The sequence below is a fragment of the uncultured Microbulbifer sp. genome (genome assembly GCF_913055755.1).
In the GTDB taxonomy this organism is placed as follows: Bacteria; Pseudomonadota; Gammaproteobacteria; order Pseudomonadales; family Cellvibrionaceae; genus Microbulbifer.
Genome location: NZ_CAJXKH010000061.1, coordinates 1 through 23,425, shown reverse-complemented (window position 1 = coordinate 23,425; position 23,425 = coordinate 1). Strand labels below are relative to the sequence as shown.

Below are 23,425 nucleotides of genomic sequence, written 5' to 3'. Positions count from 1 at the left end.
CTTTGTGAGACACGCCGTAAACCCATCCCTGGGGGCTCTTCCGCGAGGTCCCTCTCGCGGAAGGTCTCACAAAGCTGCACCCGGCATCGATACCTTCGCAGCAAGTTCAACCAAATGAACAGATCATCGCCACAGCCAGCGCATGGCCATCCTGTAAATTTTCTTGTAGCCCAGTAAATATTTCCCCGATTTATGAAGTAAAAAAACTACATCACCCAAACAAATTAAATTTTTGCAAAAAAGTACCCGACAGCGCTGTCAAATGCACAAAAAACATACAGTTTTCCTACCGGACTAAATTGAAGTTTGCCATAATGCGCCCCCGGCTAGGCAGGTCGTCGCTTTTGGCGGCACCCCCTACTATTTGTTTGACTGATACAACTTTCACGGGTAATCAACGAATGGCACAGAAAGACGACACGGTGCAGGTATTCAAAGACCTGGCGCCCGCGCAATTGGTGGAACAGGCACTGCAACGGGGTGAGGGCCATCTGTCCCACACCGGTGCCCTGGTAGCCGTCACTGGCGCGCGCACCGGCCGCTCGCCCGCTGACCGCTTCGTGGTCGAAGAAGCCTCCACTTCCGACAGCATCGAGTGGGGCGGGGTAAACCGTCCGTTCCCGGCAGAAAAGTTTGATGCCCTGTGGAACCGCGTGGAAGATTTCGTTGCCAGCCACGACAGCTTCGTAGAGCAGCTGCACGTGGGCCAGGACGACGACCATTACATCCCCGTGAAAGTCACCGCGCAGACCGCGTGGCACACTCTGTTCGGCCGCAACATGTTTATCCGCGCGGAGAACTACAACCCCAAGGGCAAGGAAGAGTGGCGCATCCTGCACGCGGCCAACTTCGAGTGCGACCCCTCCCGCGACGGCACCAATTCCGACGGTTGCGTGATCATCAACTTTGCCCAGCGCAAGGTCCTGCTTGCGGGCATGCGCTACGCCGGTGAGATGAAGAAGGCCATGTTCTCGGTGCAGAACTTCCTGCTGCCGGAAAAAGACGTGATGCCGATGCACTGTGCCGCCAACGTCGGCGAAGATGGCGATGTATGCCTGTTCTTCGGCCTGTCCGGTACTGGCAAGACCACCCTGTCCGCGGACCCGGAGCGCTACCTGATCGGCGACGACGAGCACGGCTGGGCCAAGGGCGGCGTGTTCAATATGGAAGGCGGCTGCTACGCCAAGACCATCAACCTGAGCCAGAAAAACGAACCGGTGATCTGGGACGCGATCCGCTTCGGCGCGATTATCGAGAACGTGGTAATCGATGAAGCCGGTGTACCGGACTACGACGACACCAGCCTGACCGAGAATGGCCGCTGCTCCTACCCGCTGGAGCACGTGGAAATGCGCCAGCTGGAGAACCGTGCCGGCGAACCGAAAAACGTGATCTTCCTGACCTGCGACGTGTCCGGCGTTCTGCCTCCGGTATCCGTGCTGTCCAAGGAAGCGGCCGCGTACCACTTCCTGTCCGGCTACACCGCCCGCGTGGGCTCCACCGAGCTGGGCGCGGAAGCGGGTATCCACCCGACCTTCTCCACCTGCTTCGGCGCGCCGTTCATGCCGCGCGCACCGCGCGAATACGCGGACCTGCTGATGAAGCGTATCGAGGACTTCGGCTCAAAAGTGTACCTGGTCAACACCGGCTGGACCGGTGGCTCCGGCGACAACGGCAAGCGCTTCCCGATTCCGGTCACCCGCGCGGTGATCGCGGCGATCCAGAGCGGCGCGCTGGAAAATGCCGAGACTCAGCACCTGGAGACCATGAACCTGGATATCCCGGTGAATGTACCCGGTGTGGACAAGTCCTACCTGAACCCGCGCGACGCCTGGGCCGACGCCGGTGCTTACGACGCCGCCGCCAGCAAGCTGGCCGCGCTGTTCGCGGACAACATCGAGAAGTTCAGCGTCAGCGACGACGTGAAAGCGGCAGGCCCCCGGGCGTAAGCCCACGGGTTATCACAACCTGCAGCTTTCCCAAGGCGGCCAACCGGCCGCCTTTTTTGTGTCCGCCAAAAATCCGCGGCAACCGCGGACACCGGCCCGGCGCCGTACGCTACAGTGGCTATAGTGTATGGAGGGCCAGCTGCCCCGCCGGGCAACTGGAAACACAATAACGCGACCAACCGGTCCGCGGGTACACCACCAGCAAACCTGTATCCATGTTCACACGCCACTATCGCAAACTGTCGCCGAGCCAGCAGACCAACTGGTGGGTGTGCGTCGGCGTGGTTGCGCTGTTGCTGGCGCTGCTGCTGACGCTGTGGTTATACCTGTATTTCAAGGCGATCGAAAAACCCTACTACGAACTCAAGGGCTACCGCGTGGCCACCACTGCGAGCCTCAACCAGTTCCTGCGCGAGGGTGACAACCGGCGCGCGCTGGCGCAGCTGGCGAAGTTCCTGCAAGAGGCCGGTATTGCCGACGCCACCAAACCGGAAAACCTGCTGCGCCAGGGCAGCGACTGGCTGGATATCCACGAACCGCCATTTGCGATTCCACCCCAAGACTACTGGAACAACATACTGCCCACCCTGAAACTGATCCGCGACGAACTGGTACCGGTGATCGGCCCGGTGGACATCGTTTCCGCATTCCGCACCGAGCGCTACAACCGCAAGGCCGGCGGCTCCGGCAAGAGTAAACACAAGACCTTCTGTGGCCTGGACCTGGTACCGGTGTCCAATATCAGCCGCCCGGAACTGATCGAGGAACTGCGCAACCTGCAGGCGCGCCTGGGACCGGAAAGCCACATGGGGCTCGGCATCTACAGCGGCATCCGCTTCCATGTGGACACCTGCGGTTACCGGCGCTGGTAGCCACCGGGAGCGCCGGGCCGCACACTGGTAAAAGCGCACCCTATCTGGTTACATAGCCGCCCTGATAACAACAATTCCCCGGGGTCCCGCTGGTGCAGGAAAAACTCGAAAGGCGTTCATTCATTTTTGCCCTGTTGCTGGTCACGGTGGCATTTACCTTCCTGCTCAAGCCGTTCTTCACGCCCATTTTCTGGGCCTGCGCGGTGGCACTGATTTTTCACCCGGTATACCGCTACTTTTCCCAGCGCTACCCCAGGTGGCCAAACCTCACCGCCCTGATGACCCTGATGCTGTGCATCGTGGTGGTGGTGATTCCGGTATTGCTGGTGGCCAGCTCTTTTATCAGCGAGGGCGCGGGGCTTTACCAGCGGGTACAGTCCGGTGAAATCAACCTGGGGGAGAAGGTCGAAAAGGTGCGCGCAGCCTTCCCGGGTATCAACGCCGCGCTGGAGCGATTCGGAATCGACTTCCAGGGGCTCAAGGAAAAACTGCTGGGCGGCCTGATGACCGCCGGCAGCTTTCTCGCCAAGAACGCGCTCGCCCTGGGCCAGAATACTCTCAACTTTTTTGTCAGCCTCGGGCTGATGCTGTACCTCACGTTTTTCCTGATCCGCGACGGCAACGCACTGGTGGCGCTGCTGATCCGCGCACTGCCGCTGGGTGACGAACGGGAAAAACTGCTACTCGCCAAGTTCGCCGAAGTGACCCGCGCCACCATCAAGGGCAACCTGGTGGTTGCGGTAACCCAGGGCACCCTGGGCGGGCTGATCTTCTGGGCCCTGGGCCTGCCGGCGCCGCTGCTGTGGGGCGTGGTCATGACCATGCTGTCGTTGCTGCCCGCGGTGGGCGCGGCACTGATCTGGTTCCCCGCGGCGCTGTACCTGTACGCCACCGGGGAGGGCGTCAAGGCCACCGTGCTGATGGCATACGGCATCGCGGTCATCAGCCTGGTGGACAACCTGCTGCGCCCGATTCTTGTGGGCCGCGACACCAAGCTGCCGGACTATATCGTGCTGTTTTCCACCGTCGGTGGCCTGATCATGTTCGGTATCAGCGGTTTCGCCATCGGGCCGCTGCTCGCCGCGCTGTTTATGGCGTTCTGGGAAATTTTCATCCGGGAATTTATCAGTGAAGAGCAGCCCCTGCTGCCGCCGCGGAAGCCGGAAAAAATCGAGCAGATCCCGCCGGAGTAAGCACCCATGTTTTCACTACATCTTCGCACCCTGGCCAGCGCGCTCGCGCTCACCGGCAGTACCCTGCTGCTCGGCGCCTGCGCCGGTCAGCCGGGACAACCAGACAGCCGCGACCTCCGCCAGGCAGTGCCGGACTACCCGCCGGTCTCCCTGTTTTACAAGCATCCGAGCGACAGCCTCGACAGTGAGTGTCGCGCGTTTGACGGCCAGTCGCTGCTGCACCACTGCAACAGCAACCGGTTTGATCTGCACGCCCTGCAGCAGAACCTGGAGCAGTCCGGAAAATTTCAGCAGGTGTCACTGGCAGACAACGCAGCGCAATACCAGGTACTCACATCCATCGCGGTACTCGACCAGGAAACCGGCGACGAGCTGGGCAATGCCGCACTCTCCGGCGCGACCCTGATGATGCTACCGATGGTCACCAAGAAAACCCTGCGCGCCGAAGTGGTGGTGACCTGGCAACAGCTGCCAATCAAGCAGTACAACTACACAATCCCGTTTGAATTTTCCGCCTCGCTGTTTAACGGCGCCAACAGTTACGACAAAAAACTCACGGCAAATATTGGCGAGCACCTGCTGGCGGACCTGCAGCAGGAAAACATTTTTTCCGGCAGCTACCTGATGGCCGCTCTCGACGCCAGCGACTACGAGCACGACCTGGTGGTGCCAGACGCAGTTGAGGATTATTTTCTGGATGAAAAATACATTCTCAACAATCCGTTCCACGGCGCACTGCTGACGTTCCAGCACAAGCAGTTTGCATTCGATCGCGCGGAAGTTTTTGTGTACCCGATTCGCAATACAGACTGGCAGGACGCCGGCGCCCTCAGCGCCAGTGAAGCGGAAAACCTGCGCGCGGAACTGAATCTGATGCTGCGCCAGGGCGAAATACAGTCCCTCGACCTGGGGGCGGTGGAACCGCGCCACTGGCGTATGGATGGCCGGAATTACCGCGGCATTTTTTATACCGGCACCCTCACCGACCTGGAAGGGCAGAGCGGCCGCACCGCCACCTACATCTTCACCAAGGAAGACAAGTTCGTGCGGGTGCGCGCGGTATTTCCCACCCTCGAGGACAACAGTATCGAGGCGCAAAACCCCGACGCATTCGTAAAGGCGCTGCTGAAAAATATACAGCCGCCCGGGGAATCCCTGTTTATGGCCAAGCTGCGCCAGAAGCGCCGCCAGTCAACTATCGCCTCCCCACAGGAATAATTCCGGACAGCCGCTGCAACTTCACCAGCGCTTTAATTCTGGCCCTGTTGTAACGCCTTCAGGATCCGGCTCATTTCCGCCATCGGCCCCTGGTCGAGAATGATCACGCCCTCGGTGGCGCGGTCGAGATCCGCGATCAGCAGAATCACGGTGGCGAATGTCAGCCCCAGGGTCAGTGCCAGCTGCATCGAGCCCCCGCGACTGACGCCAAACTGGAAACCGATGGCAACCATCGCCAGTCCGGTGAGGAAGTAGAGCGCGATCCAGATAGGCCCGGGGATGCGGTATTCAAGTCCGACCACAACCCGCGAATTGTGGAAATTGATGAGACTGCTCACCGGCTCGACAAAATGGCGCAAATAGCCGGGGTTGTAACCCTGTGTCACATGCTGATCCACCAGGTTCCACAACTGGTTTTGTATCTCAACACTTTTTACCAGCGCCGATGCGACTTTTTCGCTTTCAAAAACCTTAAAGTCGCGCAATTCTGTGTATTCGATTAGCAGAGATTTGGCTTTGCGTGCCGCGTGCGGCTGTAGGAAATCCGCGTGCAGGTAGGCGGCGTGGATGGCGTTCACTTCATCCAGCAACAGCGCCTTGCGGTCGTTGTAGCGGGCCGCGGTCATATTGAAGGTAAACGCCAGCAGAAACGCCAGCAGGCCCAGGGTAGCGGTTACCGCACTGCCGACGGATGGCTCCTTGCCCGGAGCCAGGGAGCGCACATAGTGGCGCCCCAGCAGCAGCCCCACCCCCATGGTGGAGAGCACCAGAGTAACGGTGAACAGATAAATCACCGCCAGCGGAATTGTGTGGAATAGTTCGTCAGCAATCATGGCCTGCCCCGGGATCCTTCACCAAGTTTGGTTCAGATTCCGCAGGCAGGCCAAAGTCCAAAAAAACGTCAGGCTTTTTTGACGAATTCCGATTTCAGTTTCATCGGGCCAATACCGTCGATCTTGCAATCGATATCGTGGTCACCTTCCACCAGGCGGATATTTTTCACCTTGGTTCCCACTTTCACCACGGACGACGAGCCCTTGACCTTCAGATCCTTGATCACGGTGATGGTATCCCCGTCCTGCAGCAGGTTGCCGTTGGAATCCTTGACCACCAGCCCTTCCTCCGCCGGTGCCGCGGTGTCGCTGGCAGACCACTCATGGCCGCATTCCGGGCACACGAACAGCCCCCGGTCTTCATAGGCGTAGCTGGACTGGCACTGGGGACAGCTTGGGATCTCACTCATTTTCGCGTTCCGTATTACATCGATTTGTGAAATGGGTTACTGGCATTAAAGCAGAGATGGAGCCTGCGCAGCCAAAACGAGCCACGCACTATACTCCTCACTCTCCGCAAACGAAAACGGGCACCCCCAGGTGCCCGTCTCGCGCTGCTGGCGGTGGTGCGAATCCTCTCAGTCCTCACCGCCGTTCATGCCCAGCTCCTTGAGCTTGCGGGTCAGGGTATTGCGCCCCCAGCCCAGCAACTCGGCGGCGTCGCGCTTGCGCCCCGCGGTGTGCTTGAGGGCGATCTCGATCAGCGCGCGCTCGAACGCGGGCACCGCTTCGCTGAGGATTTCGCGGCGGCCATTGGCCAGTGCCTGATCGGCCCACAGGCGCAGGGCCTTCTGCCAGTCCTGAGGCGCCTCGCTGCTGGCGACCTGCTGGTTCAGCTCCGGCGGCAGGTCATCCACATGGACTTCGCGGCCGGACGCCATCACCGTAATCCAGCGGCAGGTGTTTTCCAGCTGGCGCACGTTGCCCGGCCAGTCGAGACCGGAGAGGTACTCCTCGGTTTCCGGCAGCAGGATTTTCGGCTCCACCCCCAGGTCTTTGGCGGCGCTGTTGAAGAAGTGGCGCACCAGGCGCGGGATGTCCTCGCGGCGGTCGGCGAGGCGGGGGATATGGATGCGGATAACGTTGAGGCGGTGGAACAGGTCTTCGCGGAATTTGTGTTCCTGCACCAGGCGTTCCAGGTCCTGGTGGGTGGCGGCTATGATGCGGACATCGACTTTCACCGGGGTGTGGCCGCCCACCCGGTAAAACTCCCCGTCTGCCAGCACCCGCAGCAGACGGGTTTGCGTCTCCGCGGGCATATCGCCAATTTCATCCAGAAACAGGGTGCCGCCGTTGGCCTGCTCGAAGCGGCCGGCGCGCTGGCTGCTGGCGCCGGTAAACGCGCCCTTCTCGTGACCAAACAGTTCCGACTCCATCAGGTCCTTCGGAATTGCCGCCATATTCAGCGCGATAAACGGCTGGCTCCTGCGCGGGCTGTGGTTGTGCAGTGCCTGCGCCACCAGCTCTTTACCGGTACCGGACTCGCCGTTGATCAGCACGGTGATATTGGAGTGGGACAGGCGGCCGATCGCGCGAAACACCTCCTGCATCGCCGGCGCCTCGCCGATGATTTCCTTGGAGCTGGTGCCGTTGTCGATGACCACCGGCTCCTCCACTTCCTGCTCGTTGGCGTGGGCCAGGGCGCGGCGGGTAACGGCTACCGCCTCGTCCACATCGAACGGCTTGGGCAGGTACTCGAAGGCACCGCCCTGGTAGGCCGCCACCGCGCTGTCCAGGTCCGAGTGCGCGGTCATGATGATGATCGGCAGTGCCGGGCGCTCCGCCTGGAAGCGCTGCAACAGCTTGAAGCCGTCGGAACCGGGCATGCGGATATCGCTGATCACCACATCCGGTTGCTCACTGTAGAAATCGTCCAGTGCGCGGTCGCCGCTCTCGTAACAGGTGGTCTCAATCCCGGCGCGGGAGAGCGCGCGCTCCAGCACCCAGCGGATTGAACGGTCGTCATCAATAATCCAAACGCGATTGTTCATAATAATTTTCCGGCCTGCGTCTCAATTTCTGTGTTCGCTGCGCTGGTCAGTCATCCACCAGCGGTAAATAAATCTGGAATTCCGTCTGCCCGGGTTCGCTCTCGCATTTGATCAGTCCCCGGTGCTGGTTGATCACGTGCTGGGAGATGGACAGCCCCAGCCCCGAGCCCTCGGCGCGCCCGGAGATCATCGGATAAAAGATCCGCTCGCGGATGTCCTCCGGAATCCCCGGGCCGTTGTCCACGATGTCGATCCGGCACACCAGCGGACAGTGGCGGCGACCGATGGTGAACTGGCGCTGCACCCGGGTGCGAATGGTGATACTGCCGGCGGCGAGGCCGATGCTCTCGTCGATCGCCTGCATCCCGTTGCGCACGATATTCAGCACCGCCTGTATCAGTTGCTCGCTGTCCGCGGGAATATCCGGGATCGAGGGGTCGTAGTCGCGCTGGATAGTCAGCGCGCCGTCGCACTCGGCCTCGATCAGCTGCGCCACCCGCTCGGTGATCGAGTGCACGTTCACGGGTCGCAACTGCATGGGCTTGCGCGGCCCCAGCATGCGGTCCACCAGGTTGCGCAGGCGGTCTGCCTCCTCGATGATGATCTGGGTGTACTCCGCCAGCCCCTCTTCCGGCTGGGCGCCCATCTCCACGTCTTTCAATTCCCTTTGCAGCAACTGTGCCGCTCCGCGAATTCCGCCCAGGGGATTTTTCACTTCGTGGGCCATTCCCCGTACCAGATTGCGGGTCGTCTCCTGGGCGGAGATCAAAGCGTCCTCCCGCGCGATACGCAACAACCGGTCCATCGACTGCACTTCCAGCAGCAAAAGCCCCAGCTCCGTCAACGGTGTCACCGAGTAGTCGACGGTGGTCTCTTCCAGGTTGTGCAGGGTCCACAGCGCCCGCCGCACGGTGTATTTCTGCCCGCTGGCCAGGGCGGAGCGCAACGCGCGCTCGGAGGCGTGGGATTCCCGCACCACTTCCGCCAGCGGCTGGCCCTGGGCGCGCGCGTTGGAGGTCGCCAGCAGGTCTTCCGCCGCGGAATTGAGGTAACAGAACCCCAGGTTTTCATCCAGCACCAGAACGGCCGAAGTAAGGTTGTCCAGCAGCAGGCGTAACTGGCGGTCGTTGAGCATGCGGGTGTCCGGTTCGCTTTATGGTTCGTTCGCCAATTGGAAGTGCAAAAAGCAAACCAAAATGGCGCAGGAAAGGCGGGCTCTGGAGCCCCTTACAGGGCAGTGGCGGCAGAGCCCCTGTCACAGCGCACCATTATTGTGCACTGAGTGAAAAATGGCCAGCCTGAGCGTTCACAACGGGGCAGAGGGAGGCGGGCGGGTACGAACCTGGGGCGGACCGGGAGAGGAAAACCGGGAAACAACGGGGAGAAGATGACGGGAGCGGTGACGCAGAAGAGCGGGCGGAGCCTCGGCTCCGCACCGCATGGTCCCCCGCTAGCGGCGCGGCTGTGCCTGCGGCGGTTTTGGAACCCCCGGGGCCTGGGGCGTTTTCGGCATCTGCGGGGCCTGCTCGGCGGGGAAGTCCGGAACCTGGCCGCCCGGTCGCTTCACGTGAATCCGGATCGCCTGCGACTGGGCCAGGGGACGACCGCCGGCCCCCAGCAACACCGCCTGAATGGTGTGGGTACCGCGCTCCAGGGCGGAGATATCCAGGCTGGTGCCGCTGGAGGTACCGGCCCAGCGCTGGCCGTCGACCACCGCAAAGAATTCATGGCCATCGACCGGCACCGGATTCATCGCCACCTGCAGCACGATAAAGCGCTGCCCGGGTGGGATGGTGGCATCGTTGGCCGGGCTGACGATAGCGAACCTGATCGGCCCCTGATCGCGGCGGTCCCTCTGCTGCTGGTCATCCGGGGTCAGGCGGCGGGTAGGCAGGTCCCGGGGTAAAGTGATGGGCTGAACATTGGTTCGGCCGATGGTGACTTTTTCCGACTTCTTGCCAGGGGGTGGCGAATCGCTGAAGGTCACGCTGCCGTCCGGTCCCACCACCTTGTACACCGTCTTGGTGTCGGTCTGCGGCTCCTCGGCATCGACCTTTTCGTCACCGGCCGCGAACAGCGGTGCGGACAGCGCGGCAGCCAGGCTGGCGCCGAGGAACAGCGCCACTATACGGCGCTTCAGAATGCTTTCCATGGTGCTTTAGCCTCCTTGGTCACTTATTAAAGGCTAGTGTACTCCGACTCGAGCTACCGGCATAAAAAAAGCCCGCACCATAAGGTGCGGGCTTTTTCATCCCGTGCAAGATCGCCAGAAGCGAGCTACACGGAAGGGCCTGCGGCGCCTCGGATTGAGGTGCCTACGGCTTATACGGAGTAGTACAGTTCGAACTCGACCGGGTGAGTGGTCATGTTCACACGCTGCACCTCTTCGCGCTTCAGGTCGATGAAGGCGTCGATGGCGTCGTCGGTGAATACACCACCTTCGGTCAGGAAGGCGCGGTCCTGATCCAGGCAATCCAGCGCCTGTTCCAGGCTGGAAGCAACGGTCGGATACTCGGCCAGCTCTTCCGCCGGCAGGTCGTACAGGTCCTTGTCCGCCGCGTCGCCGGGGTGGATCTTGTTCTTCACGCCGTCGAGGCCGGCCATCAGCAGGGCGGCGAACGCCAGGTACGGGTTGGCGGTCGGATCCGGGAAGCGGGTCTCGATGCGCTTGCCTTTCGGGCTCGGCACGAACGGAATGCGGATGGACGCAGAGCGGTTGCGCGCGGAGTAGGCCAGGATAACCGGCGCTTCGAAGCCCGGAACCAGACGCTTGTAGGAGTTGGTGGAAGAGTTACAGATCGCGTTCAGGGCGCGCGCGTGCTTGATGATACCGCCGATGTAGAACAGGGCAGTTTCAGACAGGCCTGCGTAGGCGTCGCCGGCGAACTGGTTGACGCCGTCCTTGCTGAAGGACTGGTGCACGTGCATACCGGAACCGTTGTCACCTACCAGCGGCTTGGGCATGAAGGTGGCGGTCTTGCCGTAAGCGTGGGCCACGTTGTGTACCGCGTACTTCAGGATCTGAACTTCGTCCGCCTTCTTGGTCAGGGTGTTGGCGCCAACGCCGATTTCACACTGGCCCGCAGTACCCACTTCGTGGTGGTGCACTTCGATTTCCAGGCCCATGGCTTCCATGGCGGAACACATGGCGGCGCGCACGTCGTGCAGGGAGTCGACCGGCGGAACCGGGAAGTAGCCGCCTTTCACGCCCGGGCGGTGGCCCATGTTGCCCTCTGCGAAAGAGGCGCCGGAGGACCAGGCCGCTTCTTCAGAGTTGATTTTGTAGAAAGCGCCGCCCATTTCGGCACCCCAGGTGATGTCGTCGAATACGAAGAACTCGGGCTCCGGGCCGAACAGCGCGGTGTCACCCAGACCGGTGGACTTCAGGTATTCCTCGGCGCGCAGCGCGATGGAACGCGGGTCGCGCTCGTAGCCCTGGCCGGTGATCGGGTCGACGATGTTACAGCGAATGATAACGGTCGCTTCGTCGGTGAAGGGGTCCAGGAAAGAGGTCTCGTCGTCCGGCATCAGGATCATGTCGGATTCGTTGATGCCCTTCCATCCAGCGATGGAGGAACCGTCGAACATCTTGCCTTCTTCAAAGAACTCGCCGTCAACTTCCTTGGAAGGAATGGAAACGTGTTGTTCTTTACCTTTGGTATCGGTGAAGCGCAGGTCTACCCATTTGGCTTCGCTCTCTTTGATCAGTCCGAGCGTTTTCGCTGACATTGCAGTCCTCCAAGAATGAAAAGTTATGTGTCGCGCCAATTCGCTTTATCTTGTGGCAACTGACGAAGCAAGGAGTGTGCCAAATTGGGGCGAAAGCACTGGAAAGGATGCCGGAATAGCCGATCACTGGCGCAGCGCCATAAATTCGGTACTCGCGACGCCAGCATAGCCTCGGATTCGGGGCAGCCACAAGCGCAATTGCACCAAAATGAGACCATGAATTCTCTGGCAGCACCAGTTTGGTGCAACAAGCAAATTCCTGTCGGCGAGTTTATAATTCGCCACCCTTAATGCCCCGGCAGCCGGCAATCCACCGCCGCTGCAGAGGCCATCAATTTATTCGCGGTAGCCGGCACACTCCCTATGCACTTCGTCGTCAAATTTTTCCCAGAGATCACCATCAAGAGCAACCCGGTGCGCAAACGCATGTCGCGCCAGCTGGCGGACAACCTGCGCAAGCTGATGCGGCAGCTGGACGACCGCATCCAGGTGCGCAAGGACTGGGAAAAGATCGACGTGGTGTTCGATGAAACACAGGCGCCGGATGCAGTATCCCACCTTTCCGAGCGCATCGAGGAGGTACTGGCGCACACTCCCGGCATTGCCAACTTTGCCCGGGTACAGCAGTTTCCCCTCGGCGACCTGGACGATATCTACCACAAGACCCTGGCCATCTGGGGCCCGCAGCTCACCGGCAAGACCTTCTGTGTGCGCGTGAAGCGCACCGGCAAGCACGACTTCCAGTCCCTGGATGTGGAACAGTACGTGGGTGGCGGCCTCAATCAGAACACCGAAGCCGCCGGGGTTAAACTGAAAAACCCGGATATCACCGTCAAGCTGGAGATCCGCCACGACAAGCTGAACGTGATCGAAGAACTGCACCAGGGCCTCGGCGGTTTCCCGCTGGGCACCCAGGACCCGGTGCTGTCGCTGGTATCCGGCGGCTTCGACTCCACCGTGGCCAGCTACCTGACCATGAAGCGCGGCATCCGCACCCACTTCCTGTTCTTCAACCTGGGCGGGCGCCAGCACGAGCTGGGGGTCAAGGAAGTGGCCTTCTACCTGTGGAACAAATACGGCGCCTCCCACCGGGTGCGGTTTATCACCGTGCCGTTTGACGAGGTGGTCGCGGAGATCCTGGAACGGGTCGACGATTCCTATATGGGCGTGACCCTGAAGCGCATGATGCTGCGCGCCGCCTCCGCGGTGGCCAAGGAGCTGGAAGTGGACGCGGTGGTGACCGGCGAGGCCATCGCCCAGGTATCCAGCCAGACCCTGAAAAACCTGGCGGTGATCGACAGCGTTACCGACACCCTGGTACTGCGCCCGCTGATCACCTCGGACAAGACGGACATCATCCGCACCGCGCGCGCCATCGGCACCGAGGAGTTTGCCGCAAACATGCCGGAGTACTGCGGCGTGATCTCGGTGAAACCCACCACCCGCGCGAAAATGGAAAAAGTGGAACACGAGGAAGCGCGCTTCGACTTCACCGTGCTCGACCGCGCCATCGGCAACCGGGTGATGCAGAATATCGACGAGGTAATGGCCGATCTCAACGAGGACGTACCGCCGGTGGAAATCGTCAGCGAACCGGGCAGCGCCACCATCATCGATATCCGCCACCCCACCGAGGAGGAGGTGGATCCGCTGGAACTGGACAACGTGGAAGTGGAAACCATCCCGTTCTTCCGCCTCAGCACCGCGTTCCAGACCCTGGACAAGGACAAGCACTACCTGCTGTACTGCGCCCGCGGGGTGATGAGCCAGCTGCATGCCTCGCACCTGCTGGACGAGGGCTATCGCAATGTCGGCGTCTTTCGCCCGCAAAAGCCGAAACATTGACCCCACCGCCCTCGCCGTCGTACACAACGAAAAAACCCGGTTTTTAAGCCGGGTTTTTTGTTACTGGCACTCTCTCATTGATGGTCGAAACTATCAGGTAACTGCCGGGAGTTAGAACCGATAGAGGATCAGCCATGCATCGCAAACCCGCGCTGGGCCACCGCGGCAAACCGCGCGCACTGATACGGGCGACCGCCACGCCGCTGGCATCGATCTTCGGCAGCGGCTTCCTGGTGATGGTGCCTATCCTGGCGGGCGCGGTAGGGGTCTATGCACCGCTGGCGATGGCACTGGTGTGCGGACTGGCGTTTTGCGTGGGCAGCGTCATCCGCTTCAATATCCGCCGTGCGGAACCGGCCCTGGCAAAGAGCCCCAGGGAATCCACACTCGCATTCGAACGCAGTTCCGACCTGGCGCTGGTACTGGCTTATGTAATTTCCGTATGCCTTTACCTGCACATCCTGTCCGCGTTTGTCCTCGGCAGCCTGCATCGGGACACCGGATTCAACGAGGATTTGCTCACCACAGCAGTCATTGTCTTCATCGTGGCGATTGGGGTGACCCGGGGGCTGGCGAGCCTCGCGGCGCTGGAAGGGCTGGCACTGCTGGTGACCCTGGTGATTATTGTGCTGCTGATCGGGGGCTTTGCGCTCTACGACCTGCACGCCTGGCAGGCGCCGGCAGGAATCACGCTATTCAAGGCCAAGCCCCACAGCCTGTGGGAAATACTGACCATTGTGGCCGGCACCCTGATCGTGGTGCAGGGATTCGAGACCACGCGTTATCTCGGCGACAGATTCCATGCAGACACGCGCATTCGCGCATCGCGATGGTCACAGTTTATCTCCACCGGCGTTTACCTGATATTTATTGCCGTGGCGCTGCCACTGGTGCATACGCTGAACGGCAAGTATGACGACAACAGCCTGATTCACCTCGCTGCCGCGGCCTCGCCATTTCTGGTAGCGCCGCTGGTGATTGCCGCCGCCATGAGCCAGTTCTCCGCCGCAGTGGCCGACACCCTCGCCGCTACTGGTAACCTGGAAGAGGTAACCCACCACCAGCTCAAGCTGCGCTTCGCCACGGTGCTGGTGGGCGCCGGGGCGATTGCGCTGACGTGGACCGCGGATACCCTGGAGATTGTCGCGCTGGCATCGCGGGCCTTCGCCTTCTATTACCTGCTGCAATGCCTGGTAGCCATCAGTGTCTGTGAGTCGCCGGGACAGCGCGGCTTTTTCTGCCTGGTCGCTGCCGCACTCGCTTTCATTACCGCATTTGCGGTTCCCGTCAGCTGACCGGCAAACACCCAGTCCCGTTACGCCGCCATAAATCCCAGAACCGGTAGTTTTATAGAAATGTATTCCACTGCAGCCGCAAATGGCACAGGGTGAACCCCAGTTTAGGAAACTGCGATGCAGTCCGATGGCAGACTTTCCTCCTGCAAATCATCGGACCGGCCGGACAAAGACCAGAATATTAACGGTTTGTAACAAATTGTACTTTTTTTATCCGGCCCGTGGGACGGCCAGAACTCCCTGTGGTACAAACTGTCCGAAGTCTCCTGTACAGCCCGCAATAATGTGCAAAAAAATTCTAACAACGCTATTTACGCTCGCACTCTCAGTATCCGCCGTTGCCGAGCAGATCAGTGCGCCCCAATGGAAGCTGAGCCTTGCTGCGGGCCGGGGTGTGCTGGAAAACCCGCTCGCTGACCACCCGGACGCCGAGGTCAGCGTCCTGCCGTCCTTCAGTTACTACGGCGACCGCTTTTTTATCAGCAACCTGACTGCCGGCTACACCCTGCTGGAACAGAGACATTTCTACATCGACCTGGTGGCGCGCCCCAACGAGGACGGCCTCTACTACAAGCTGGGTGATGACGCCATAGCCTCCGGCTCCCTGTCTTCGTTTATGTTCCAAAGCGCGCCTCTGTTCCCGAGAGCCGCGCCAGAAGTAAGCGAAGTAGAGCGCGATGTATCAGTGGTTGCCGGTCCCAGTGCCACCCTGGTTACGGATTACGTGGACCTATCCTTCTCCTGGTTGCACGATGTCACCGGTGTGCACAACGGCAGTGAAACGCACCTGAGCCTGGACAAGCAATTTCCGCTTTTTGGCGGCGTGATTGGTGGCAGTATCGGTGCCATCAATAAAGATGCCGACCTGGTCAACTACTACTATCAGTTTTCTTTAGAGGAAGCGGGGCCCTTATATGCCCGCCGCTACGCGAACCTGTATCCGGTAGACGATGTCACCGACCAGTACGCGCGACTGCATTTCGCCTATCCGCTGGGCAAGCAACTCGAGGTCCGCCTCGCAGCCCGCTACAACTACTTCGACCTCGACGGCAGGAACGCACGTTTTATCGAAGATGATGAAACCCTGCACTGGTTTGTCGGCCTGCAATACACCATCGGTAGTGGCCAATGAACAAATGGGGGCGACTGCTGGTGTCCTTGCTATGGCCACTGCTCGGGTCACCGCTTTCCGTGGAAGCCGCGGATCTTCGGGTAACGCCGTCACTCTGCGCAATTGGCGAAGACGAGGAAAAGTGCAGCATCTCTGTCACTGTGTTGTTCAACGCAGATGACGACGACCGCTACTGCCTGAGTATCGTCGACCGCGGACTAATCGAATGCTTTTCCGGGAGAGCCGGGAGTCAGCTGCAGGTCTACGTGGCGGCAGATGAAGATATCCAGTTTCAGGTGACCGAGGCCGAATCCGGCGATCGCGTCGCCTCCACCATATTGAAGGTCGCAAAATTCCGTCCCAAGCGACACCAGCGCCGTTACGGTTGGGGGCTATTGTGAACAAGCGGGATTACCGGATTCTGCTACTGGAAGATGACGCCGAGCTCGCCTCGCTGATCTGCCGCTATCTGGAACAGCGCGGATGTGAAGTCACACATACCGACAGTGGTGCCTCTTTTATGAAGGCCCTGCACCACCGCGAATACGACCTGATCCTGTCGGACATCATCCTCCCCGACGCCAGCGGCTTCCAGCTGCTCGAACACTATCGCAACCAGCTCAAATGCCCGCTGATTTTCCTCAGTGCGCTAAGCTCGGTGCGCGACCAGGTAAACGGCCTGGAACTGGGTGCCTGTGACTTCCTGGTAAAGCCGATAGACCCGGAACTCCTGTGGGCAAAAATCGAAGCCAAGTTGCGCACCTCACGCAACCCGGCACCTGCAACCAGCGACATTAATTTCGGCACGCTACAGCTGGACCTGGCGGCGCGCCACGCGCTGGTCGACGGCGAGCCCCTGAAGCTGACCGCCAACGAATTTGATCTGTTGCAGATTTTCGCCGAACAACCTGCTCGCCCCCTGAGCCGGGAATACCTGTTCCGCCGGGTGGTAGGCCGCGAGTTCGATGGGCTCGACCGCGTGGTGGACATGCGCATCAGTCGCCTGCGCAAAAAACTCGATGCCATCGGCCAGGGGGTCGCCATCCGTTCCATTCGCGGTCGCGGTTACGCGCTGCACACCGCCAGCAGCGAGGCGTAAATGCGCCTGCAGATGCTCCGCATGCTCGGCGTCATGGCGCTGGCACTCATCATCGTCTACACCGCGATGACAGCGCTGTACCAGCGCTACTCGGACGATCCCGGCGAGTACACCATTTCTGCCCTGGAGCTCGCCCGCGCGCTGGAGCGTGGCGATGCGCCGCTGGCGCAAACCTACCCACTGGATGCGGTGTATTTCCCCCCGGAACTGGAAGCGCGCCTCAATGCGGGGGATATCATCGGGCTGGAAAATGGCAGCCGGGAAATTCTTTTTTACCACCGCAGCAACAACACCCTGCTGCAGATAGGACCGCTGCCGCAACATCAGGGCCCGAATGTCTCCCACTGGCGCCTGCTGTTTATCGGCGCCATGCTGCTGGTGCTTTTGCTGCTGATATGGCCCATGTTCCGCGACCTCAACCGGTTGCAGGGCCTGGCCATTCGCTTCAGTAAAAAACCCTTCCTGATGCCGGAAAGGGCCCGTCGCGGTTCGGCGATCTACCCGCTGGCAGAAACCTTCAGACGCATGGCGAATATGGTGATCGGCTACTGTCAGATGAATCAGGATCTCGCGCGCACCATCGCCCACGAAATCCGCACACCACTCGCGCGTATCAAGTTTCAACTGGCACTTGAAAACGGAAACAGCGAATGCAATCGCGTCATTGCCGGCGCCGTGGACAATATCGAACAGCTGGTGGAAAAATATCTGAGCTTTGCGCGGGTGGAAATTCAGGAGCAGAGCATTGCGCCGCGACCAATTTCTGTCGGCGACTTTTTTGACGGCCTCGCGGATTCCCTCGAACAACAGTGTCCGGACCTGGAAATCGGTTATTACTTTGCCGACGGCGTGGCCCGGCTGGAACCGGATGCGCTCTCCATTGCAGTGCAGAACCTGGTTACCAATGCGGGTAAATACGCCCGCGGTCGGGTGGAGCTGCATTTCGCCATCGAGGAGCAGCAGTGCGTGCTCAAGGTGGAGGACAACGGCCCGGGCCTGGGTGACAACGCACTGGAACTGACCGATGCCTTCACCCGCGCCGCCACCGACGATCAGGGTTACGGGCTCGGCCTGTATATCGTGAAGAAAGTCATGATGTGGCACGACGGCGAGCTGCGCCTGGATCGCTCGCCAACCCTGGGCGGCACTCGCGCCACCCTCAGCTGGCCCAACTGACGCCCGGCGACCGATCCCCCGCCGGGGGTGCCGGGAGTGTAGTCAGCCCGCTTGCGCGGCCTTGGTGCCGGTGACATCCTCGTAGGTCACCATGGCCAGGTTCTCCCTGCTCTGCTGGCCGATACCCATAGGACAGCGCACGCCCGGCAGCACCGCAATATCGAACAGCTCAGTGACCGGGCCGTCGAGGCGAATCCAGTGCTCTACATTGCCGTTCTTCAGGTTGATGAACTGCACCCCGCACCAGGCCTCGGATTCCTTGTCGGCGAGGTTCTGGTCCAGCTCCAGACCGTTAAAGCGCCCGTGACGGGGCTTGGACAGGCCGACAATCGCGTAATCGCCGCAAATCTGCAGGCCGCGCATAAAGCCCGGACAGAAGGTGTGCGCAACGAAACTGCCGGTGTCGAAATTCACCGTGCCCAGATAGCCGGTACCGCTGTTCAACACCCACAGCCTGCCATGCGCCCAGCGCGGCGAGTGCGGCATGGAAAGGCCTTTACAGACAATTTCATTGGTTTCTATATCGATGATGATGCCGCCGTTGCCGCGATGCTCGCGCCAGCCGTCGGGGGTGTCCGACTTGCACAGGGCGGTGACATACTTCGGCTTGCCGTCGACCATGGCCATGCCGTTCAGGTGGCAGCGGTCTTGCGGCGCTATCTCACTGATGAATTCCGGCTTCCAGATCGCGCGAAAACTGTGGGTCAGGCTCGGCTCCGCCAGGCAGTTGTACCTGGTGTTGACGAACGCGATCTTGCCGTCTTTCTGGATGCCCAGTTCCCGGATATCCACGTCACCGGTGAATTGCGCGTTGCGCGGTACATAGCAGGCATCGAAGATCCCGTTGGCCACCTGGCCGGGTTGCAGCAGGTTCTCGAAGCGCCACACCTGATACAGGCCACCCAGATAAATGCGCTTGCGGTTGCCGACAATACCCGTGGCGCGCTGGAAGATGCGCTCGCGGAAAGACAGCCTGCCACCGGGCTCGGCGCCCACCGTGTACACACGGCCGGGGCGGTAGGAAGTAAACGCGATGGCAAGCTGTTGCCGGCGCATCCACTGCGCCAGGCCCGCGGAGCAGGATTTTTTCACCGGCTCCGGCCTTGCCTCGACCGGGTGCTGCGCTGCGGCTTCGGTGTTCTGTGTATCACTCTGTTTCCGTGGCACCGGCGCTTTTTTTACTGATTCAGTCATTCCAGTACCCTGTACATCTTTATTGGGATTGGGACCGCGGCATTGGCACCACTGCGCTGGTGGCGGTCCCAACCCTGTTCTCGTCGCCAGAAAATTCTGGAAACCTCGCAATGTACCTCGCTGATATCGCGGACCGGGTCACATGTCTGTAACAGTTTGTCGCCAAACCCAGGTCTGGCGCCGTTTGCAGAACAGGGTTCCACACGCGGCCGGCCAGCCGGAATTTCATTGCCAGTGGCTTTTCGGTCACATTTTCACCAGCTTTTCCGTCCCCACCCGCTGACAATCCGCAAAAAACCGCCGGTAATTGTCGTTTTTTTGTGCAAAATCTCTCCCATTTGTCACGTCGGCCCTCTATAATCGCCGCCCTTGGCCGGATAGCCGCTGTAACAACCCCGCAGCCCCCCGCCCGCATTGAATTTCCGCGACATACACGATTTCGCGCTTTACCCGTTAGAGGCCCCCTGTGATAGACAATCTTCGCAATATCGCGATCATCGCCCACGTTGACCACGGCAAGACCACCCTGGTGGACAAGCTCCTGCAGCAGTCCGGCACCCTGGACCGCCGCAGCGCCGACTCCGAGCGGGTGATGGACTCCAACGACCAGGAAAAAGAGCGCGGTATTACCATCCTCGCCAAGAACACCGCGATCCGCTGGAACGACTACCGCATCAACATCGTCGACACCCCCGGACACGCCGACTTCGGCGGTGAGGTTGAGCGCGTGCTGTCCATGGTGGACTCGGTACTGCTGCTGGTGGACGCGGTGGACGGCCCCATGCCGCAGACCCGCTTCGTGACCCAGAAGGCGTTCGAGCAGGGCCTGAATCCGATCGTGGTAATCAACAAGATCGACCGCCCGGGCGCGCGTCCGGACTGGGTGATGGACCAGGTGTTCGACCTGTTCGACAGCCTCGGCGCCACCGACGAACAGCTGGACTTCCCGGTGGTCTACGCCTCCGCCCTGAACGGCATCGCCGGCCTCGACGACACCGATATGGCGGAAGACATGACCCCGCTGTTCCAGATGATCGTGGACAAGGTTGAGCCGCCCAAGGTAGACCTGAACGGCCCCTTCCAGATGCAGATCTCCGCGCTGGACTACAACAGCTACGTGGGCGTCATCGGCGTGGGCCGTATTTCCCGCGGCACCCTGAAGCCCAACCAGCAGGTTGTGGTTCTGGATCGCGACGGCAAATCCCGCAAGGCCAAGGTGCTGCAGGTGATGGGCTACCTGGGCCTGGAGCGCGTGGAAGTGGAGCAGGCCAGTGCCGGCGACATCGTGTGTATCACCGGTGTGGGCGAGCTGAACATTTCCGATACCCTGTGTAACCCGGAGCACCCGGATGCGCTGCCACCGCTGTCGGTGGATGAACCCACCGTGAGCATGACCTTCCAGGTGAACGACTCCCCGTTCGCCGGTAAAGAAGGTAAATACGTAACCTCGCGCAACATTAAGGACCGCCTGGACCAGGAGCTGATCCACAACGTGGCGCTGCGCGTAGAGCAGGGCGATTCTCCGGATAAATTCAAGGTTTCCGGCCGCGGCGAACTGCATCTGTCCGTATTGATCGAATCCATGCGTCGCGAAGGTTTCGAATTGGGTGTATCCCGCCCGGAAGTGGTACAGAAGGTCGTTGACGGCGAGGTTCAGGAGCCCTACGAGCAGGTAGTGATCGACGTCGAAGAACAGCACCAGGGTCCGATCATGGAAGAGCTGGGCCTGCGCAAGGCCGACCTCACCAATATGGAACCGGACGGCAAGGGCCGTGTGCGCCTGACCTTTATCGTGCCATCCCGCGGCATGATCGGCTTCCGCTCCCAGTTCCTGACCATCACCAGTGGCTCCGGCATCATGACCAGCATCTTCGACCACTACGGTCCGGTAAAGATGGGCGACGTGGCCAAGCGTATTAACGGTGTGCTGGTCTCCATGACCAAGGGCAAAACCCTGGCCTACGGCCTGTTTGCACTGCAGGATCGCGGCCGCCTGTTCATGGGCCACGGCGAAGAGGTCTACGAAGGCCAGGTGATCGGCATTCACTCCCGCGGCAACGACCTGGTGGTAAACCCCACCAAGGCCAAGCAGCTGACCAACGTGCGCGCCTCCGGTACCGACGATGCGCTGACCCTGTCACCGCCCATCCGTCACACCCTGGAGCAGGCGCTGGAGTTCATCGAAGACGACGAGCTGGTGGAAGTGACCCCGGAAAGCATCCGGATTCGCAAAAAGATCCTGCAGGAAAACATGCGCAAGCGCGCGAAGAAGTAATCCTTCAGGAAAATAAAAAAGCGCCCCTAAGGGCGCTTTTTTTTAACCTCCAAAACAACCGAGAGTCTTAGAACTCGTAGCTCGCTTTCAGGTAATAGAAACCACCGCCGATGCCAAAGGGCGAAGTTTCGTAGTACTGGCCACCCAACACATTGTCCGCGTCACCAACAATGGACCCATCAATCTTTCCGCCCTTTTCATCCAGCAGGTTGGACGCACCGGCAGTCAGGAAAATCGACTCTGTTGCCCGGTAGGAAGCCTCCATATCCAGGGTAAAGGTGGAACCCAACTGCTCGCCAAACCAGTCGGCGTGCACCCCGACATATTCACCATAGAAATTTGCGCGCACGAAGGCGCTGAGCTTGTCCCAGTTTTGCGCCATGGTGAACGAGGCGCGGTGCTCTGGCAGGCCGCGTTCCAGACGCACCGCTTTACAGATCTCACCCTGATTATTCACAAAGGCACCACCACAGGTGGCGTCACCGCCATTGACCTGGGTCTTGGTCCAGTTGTAGGCCAGGCTGAAATCGGTACTGCCACCCAGCAGCTCCGCACCGTAAGTTGCCACCACATCGACACCGGTTGTTTCGGTATCGAAATCATTGGCAAAGTAGTTGATCTGTCCGATCAATTCCGGGTTGGGCACACCGGCTGCCGCCATGGCTGCGCGCTGGGCGTCGGTGGGTGCGGCGTTATCGGTCAGGGCAATGCGGTCCTGCACTTCGATGTAATAGGCATCGACAGTCAGGTCGACAGCGCCCGCGGACATCACCAGACCGGTGGCAAAGTTGACCGACTCTTCCGGCATCAGTTCGGCTTCACCCAGCTTGGTGGCCGGCAGGGTTTGCGCCTGGGTCAACTGGCCGCCGACGATGGAGGTCTGGGTATTGACCACAGAAGCCTGGCCCATGGTGGGTGCACGGAAACCGGTGCTGTGGGAGCCGCGCCAGGCGATGTTGTCGCTCAACTGCCAGTTAAACGCCAGCTTGTAGTTGGCGGTATCGCCGAAGGTATCGAAGTTTTCGTAGCGCACTGCGCCGCCCAGCAACAGGTCGTCGGTCACCTGGTTCTCGACGTCCATATACAGCGCGTAGTTGCTGCGCTCTGCGGTGCCGGCAGAATCAATGGAGAAGCCGGCAAAGCCGTGTGAGCCGATATTGAAGCCCTGCTCCGCCAGCGGTCCTACCTGCCAGGACATGCCCTCACCGGCGATAATCTGGAACGACTCCTGGCGCCACTCAGTGCCCATGGCCAGGCTCAGGCTATCGAACTGCTTTTGCACGTCGAAGTTCAGGGTCTTTTCCAGCTGGATGTAAGCGCCGGTTTCGAAATCGCGCTTGCTGTCCGGGCCAAACGAGGGGTTGATGGTGTTGTTCAGGCCGAATTGCGCCTCGTTGCGCCCAACGGAGGCACTGGCATCATAATTCCAGCCCTGCATGAAGCCATCGGTGAATTCTCCGCGACGGCCCGCGGTAATCGAGGTGTCGGTAATCTCGCCGACAAAGCGCGGGGTATACCCGCCGGGGATCATTTTATTGAAGACGAAGCAGTTATCGTCCGCCAGCAACCCGGAAGCCACCATATCGGAACCATCGTCCAGTGGCGTGGTGCGGTAGGCATCGCAGCTCGCTGCGTTGCCATCCAG

General features: G+C 60.4%; 19 protein-coding genes. 11 read left to right on the top strand and 8 right to left on the bottom strand.

Annotated features, from left to right (window positions below):
- The first annotated feature begins 401 nt into the window (after positions 1-401).
- The 4 genes from QZ511_RS11305 to QZ511_RS11290 all read left to right on the top strand — a co-directional run bounded on the left by QZ511_RS11305 (position 402) and on the right by QZ511_RS11290 (position 5,232).
- A complete protein-coding gene (locus tag QZ511_RS11305; protein WP_295802429.1) occupies positions 402-1,949 on the top strand; it encodes a phosphoenolpyruvate carboxykinase in 1,548 nt (515 codons plus the stop codon).
- A gap of 215 nt (positions 1,950-2,164) precedes the next feature.
- Entirely contained in the window at positions 2,165-2,821 is a 657-nt protein-coding gene (locus tag QZ511_RS11300) for a D-Ala-D-Ala carboxypeptidase family metallohydrolase (RefSeq protein WP_295802428.1), read from the top strand.
- A gap of 92 nt (positions 2,822-2,913) precedes the next feature.
- Entirely contained in the window at positions 2,914-4,014 is a 1,101-nt protein-coding gene (locus QZ511_RS11295; RefSeq protein WP_295802426.1) for an AI-2E family transporter, read from the top strand.
- A gap of 6 nt (positions 4,015-4,020) precedes the next feature.
- The gene (locus QZ511_RS11290; protein WP_295802424.1) at positions 4,021-5,232 is read left to right on the top strand and encodes a hypothetical protein; all 1,212 of its coding nucleotides are present in this window, start codon (positions 4,021-4,023) and stop codon (positions 5,230-5,232) included.
- 32 nt (positions 5,233-5,264) lie between these two features.
- Here the strand turns inward: QZ511_RS11290 and QZ511_RS11285 are convergent, their stop codons facing one another.
- The 6 genes from QZ511_RS11285 to glnA form a co-directional block, all read right to left on the bottom strand.
- Entirely contained in the window at positions 5,265-6,065 is an 801-nt protein-coding gene (locus QZ511_RS11285) for a hypothetical protein (RefSeq protein ID WP_295802422.1), read from the bottom strand.
- Between the two features lie 68 nt (positions 6,066-6,133).
- Positions 6,134-6,475 carry a zinc ribbon domain-containing protein YjdM gene (locus QZ511_RS11280; RefSeq protein ID WP_295802421.1) on the bottom strand — a complete coding sequence of 114 codons (342 nt, stop codon included), beginning with the start codon at positions 6,473-6,475 and terminating at the stop codon, positions 6,134-6,136.
- 168 nt (positions 6,476-6,643) lie between these two features.
- Positions 6,644-8,056: a nitrogen regulation protein NR(I) gene (gene glnG / locus QZ511_RS11275; RefSeq protein ID WP_366935650.1), complete on the bottom strand. Its 1,413-nt coding sequence runs from the start codon at positions 8,054-8,056 to the stop codon at positions 6,644-6,646.
- Positions 8,057-8,102: 46 nt separating this feature from the next.
- Entirely contained in the window at positions 8,103-9,191 is a 1,089-nt protein-coding gene (gene glnL / locus QZ511_RS11270; protein ID WP_295802419.1) for a nitrogen regulation protein NR(II), read from the bottom strand.
- Between the two features lie 315 nt (positions 9,192-9,506).
- Positions 9,507-10,208: a DUF4124 domain-containing protein gene (locus QZ511_RS11265; RefSeq protein WP_295802418.1), complete on the bottom strand. Its 702-nt coding sequence runs from the start codon at positions 10,206-10,208 to the stop codon at positions 9,507-9,509.
- 170 nt (positions 10,209-10,378) lie between these two features.
- Positions 10,379-11,785, bottom strand: a complete 1,407-nt coding sequence (glnA, locus tag QZ511_RS11260) for a glutamate--ammonia ligase (protein WP_295802417.1) — start codon at positions 11,783-11,785, stop codon at positions 10,379-10,381.
- 363 nt (positions 11,786-12,148) lie between these two features.
- Here glnA and thiI point away from each other — a divergent pair, with 363 nt between their 5' ends.
- From thiI to QZ511_RS11230, 6 genes are all read left to right on the top strand, one after another.
- Positions 12,149-13,630 (top strand): tRNA uracil 4-sulfurtransferase ThiI, encoded by a 1,482-nt coding sequence (gene thiI / locus QZ511_RS11255; protein WP_295802416.1) that lies wholly within the window; start codon positions 12,149-12,151, stop codon positions 13,628-13,630.
- Positions 13,631-13,764: 134 nt separating this feature from the next.
- Positions 13,765-14,925: a hypothetical protein gene (locus QZ511_RS11250; RefSeq protein WP_295802415.1), complete on the top strand. Its 1,161-nt coding sequence runs from the start codon at positions 13,765-13,767 to the stop codon at positions 14,923-14,925.
- Between the two features lie 283 nt (positions 14,926-15,208).
- Positions 15,209-16,057, top strand: a complete 849-nt coding sequence (locus QZ511_RS11245) for a MipA/OmpV family protein (RefSeq protein ID WP_295802414.1) — start codon at positions 15,209-15,211, stop codon at positions 16,055-16,057.
- A complete protein-coding gene (locus QZ511_RS11240) occupies positions 16,054-16,437 on the top strand; it encodes a DUF3019 domain-containing protein (protein ID WP_295802413.1) in 384 nt (127 codons plus the stop codon). The genes QZ511_RS11245 and QZ511_RS11240 overlap by 4 nt, the downstream gene beginning before the upstream one ends.
- Positions 16,434-17,135, top strand: coding sequence for a response regulator transcription factor (locus tag QZ511_RS11235; protein WP_295802412.1), 702 nt, complete (start codon positions 16,434-16,436; stop codon positions 17,133-17,135). Before QZ511_RS11240 ends, QZ511_RS11235 begins: the two co-directional genes overlap by 4 nt.
- Complete coding sequence (locus QZ511_RS11230; protein WP_295802411.1) at positions 17,136-18,311, top strand: ATP-binding protein; 1,176 nt, start codon at positions 17,136-17,138, stop codon at positions 18,309-18,311.
- A gap of 42 nt (positions 18,312-18,353) precedes the next feature.
- On the opposite strand, the gene QZ511_RS11225 is transcribed toward QZ511_RS11230, so the two are convergent.
- Positions 18,354-19,505, bottom strand: coding sequence for a TIGR03032 family protein (locus QZ511_RS11225; protein ID WP_295802410.1), 1,152 nt, complete (start codon positions 19,503-19,505; stop codon positions 18,354-18,356).
- A gap of 466 nt (positions 19,506-19,971) precedes the next feature.
- Between QZ511_RS11225 and typA the strand changes: the two genes are divergently transcribed.
- Complete coding sequence (gene typA / locus QZ511_RS11220) at positions 19,972-21,780, top strand: translational GTPase TypA (RefSeq protein WP_295802409.1); 1,809 nt, start codon at positions 19,972-19,974, stop codon at positions 21,778-21,780.
- Between the two features lie 67 nt (positions 21,781-21,847).
- On the opposite strand, the gene QZ511_RS11215 is transcribed toward typA, so the two are convergent.
- The coding region (locus QZ511_RS11215; RefSeq protein ID WP_295802408.1) for a TonB-dependent receptor at positions 21,848-23,425 on the bottom strand (1,578 nt) is incomplete at its 5' end.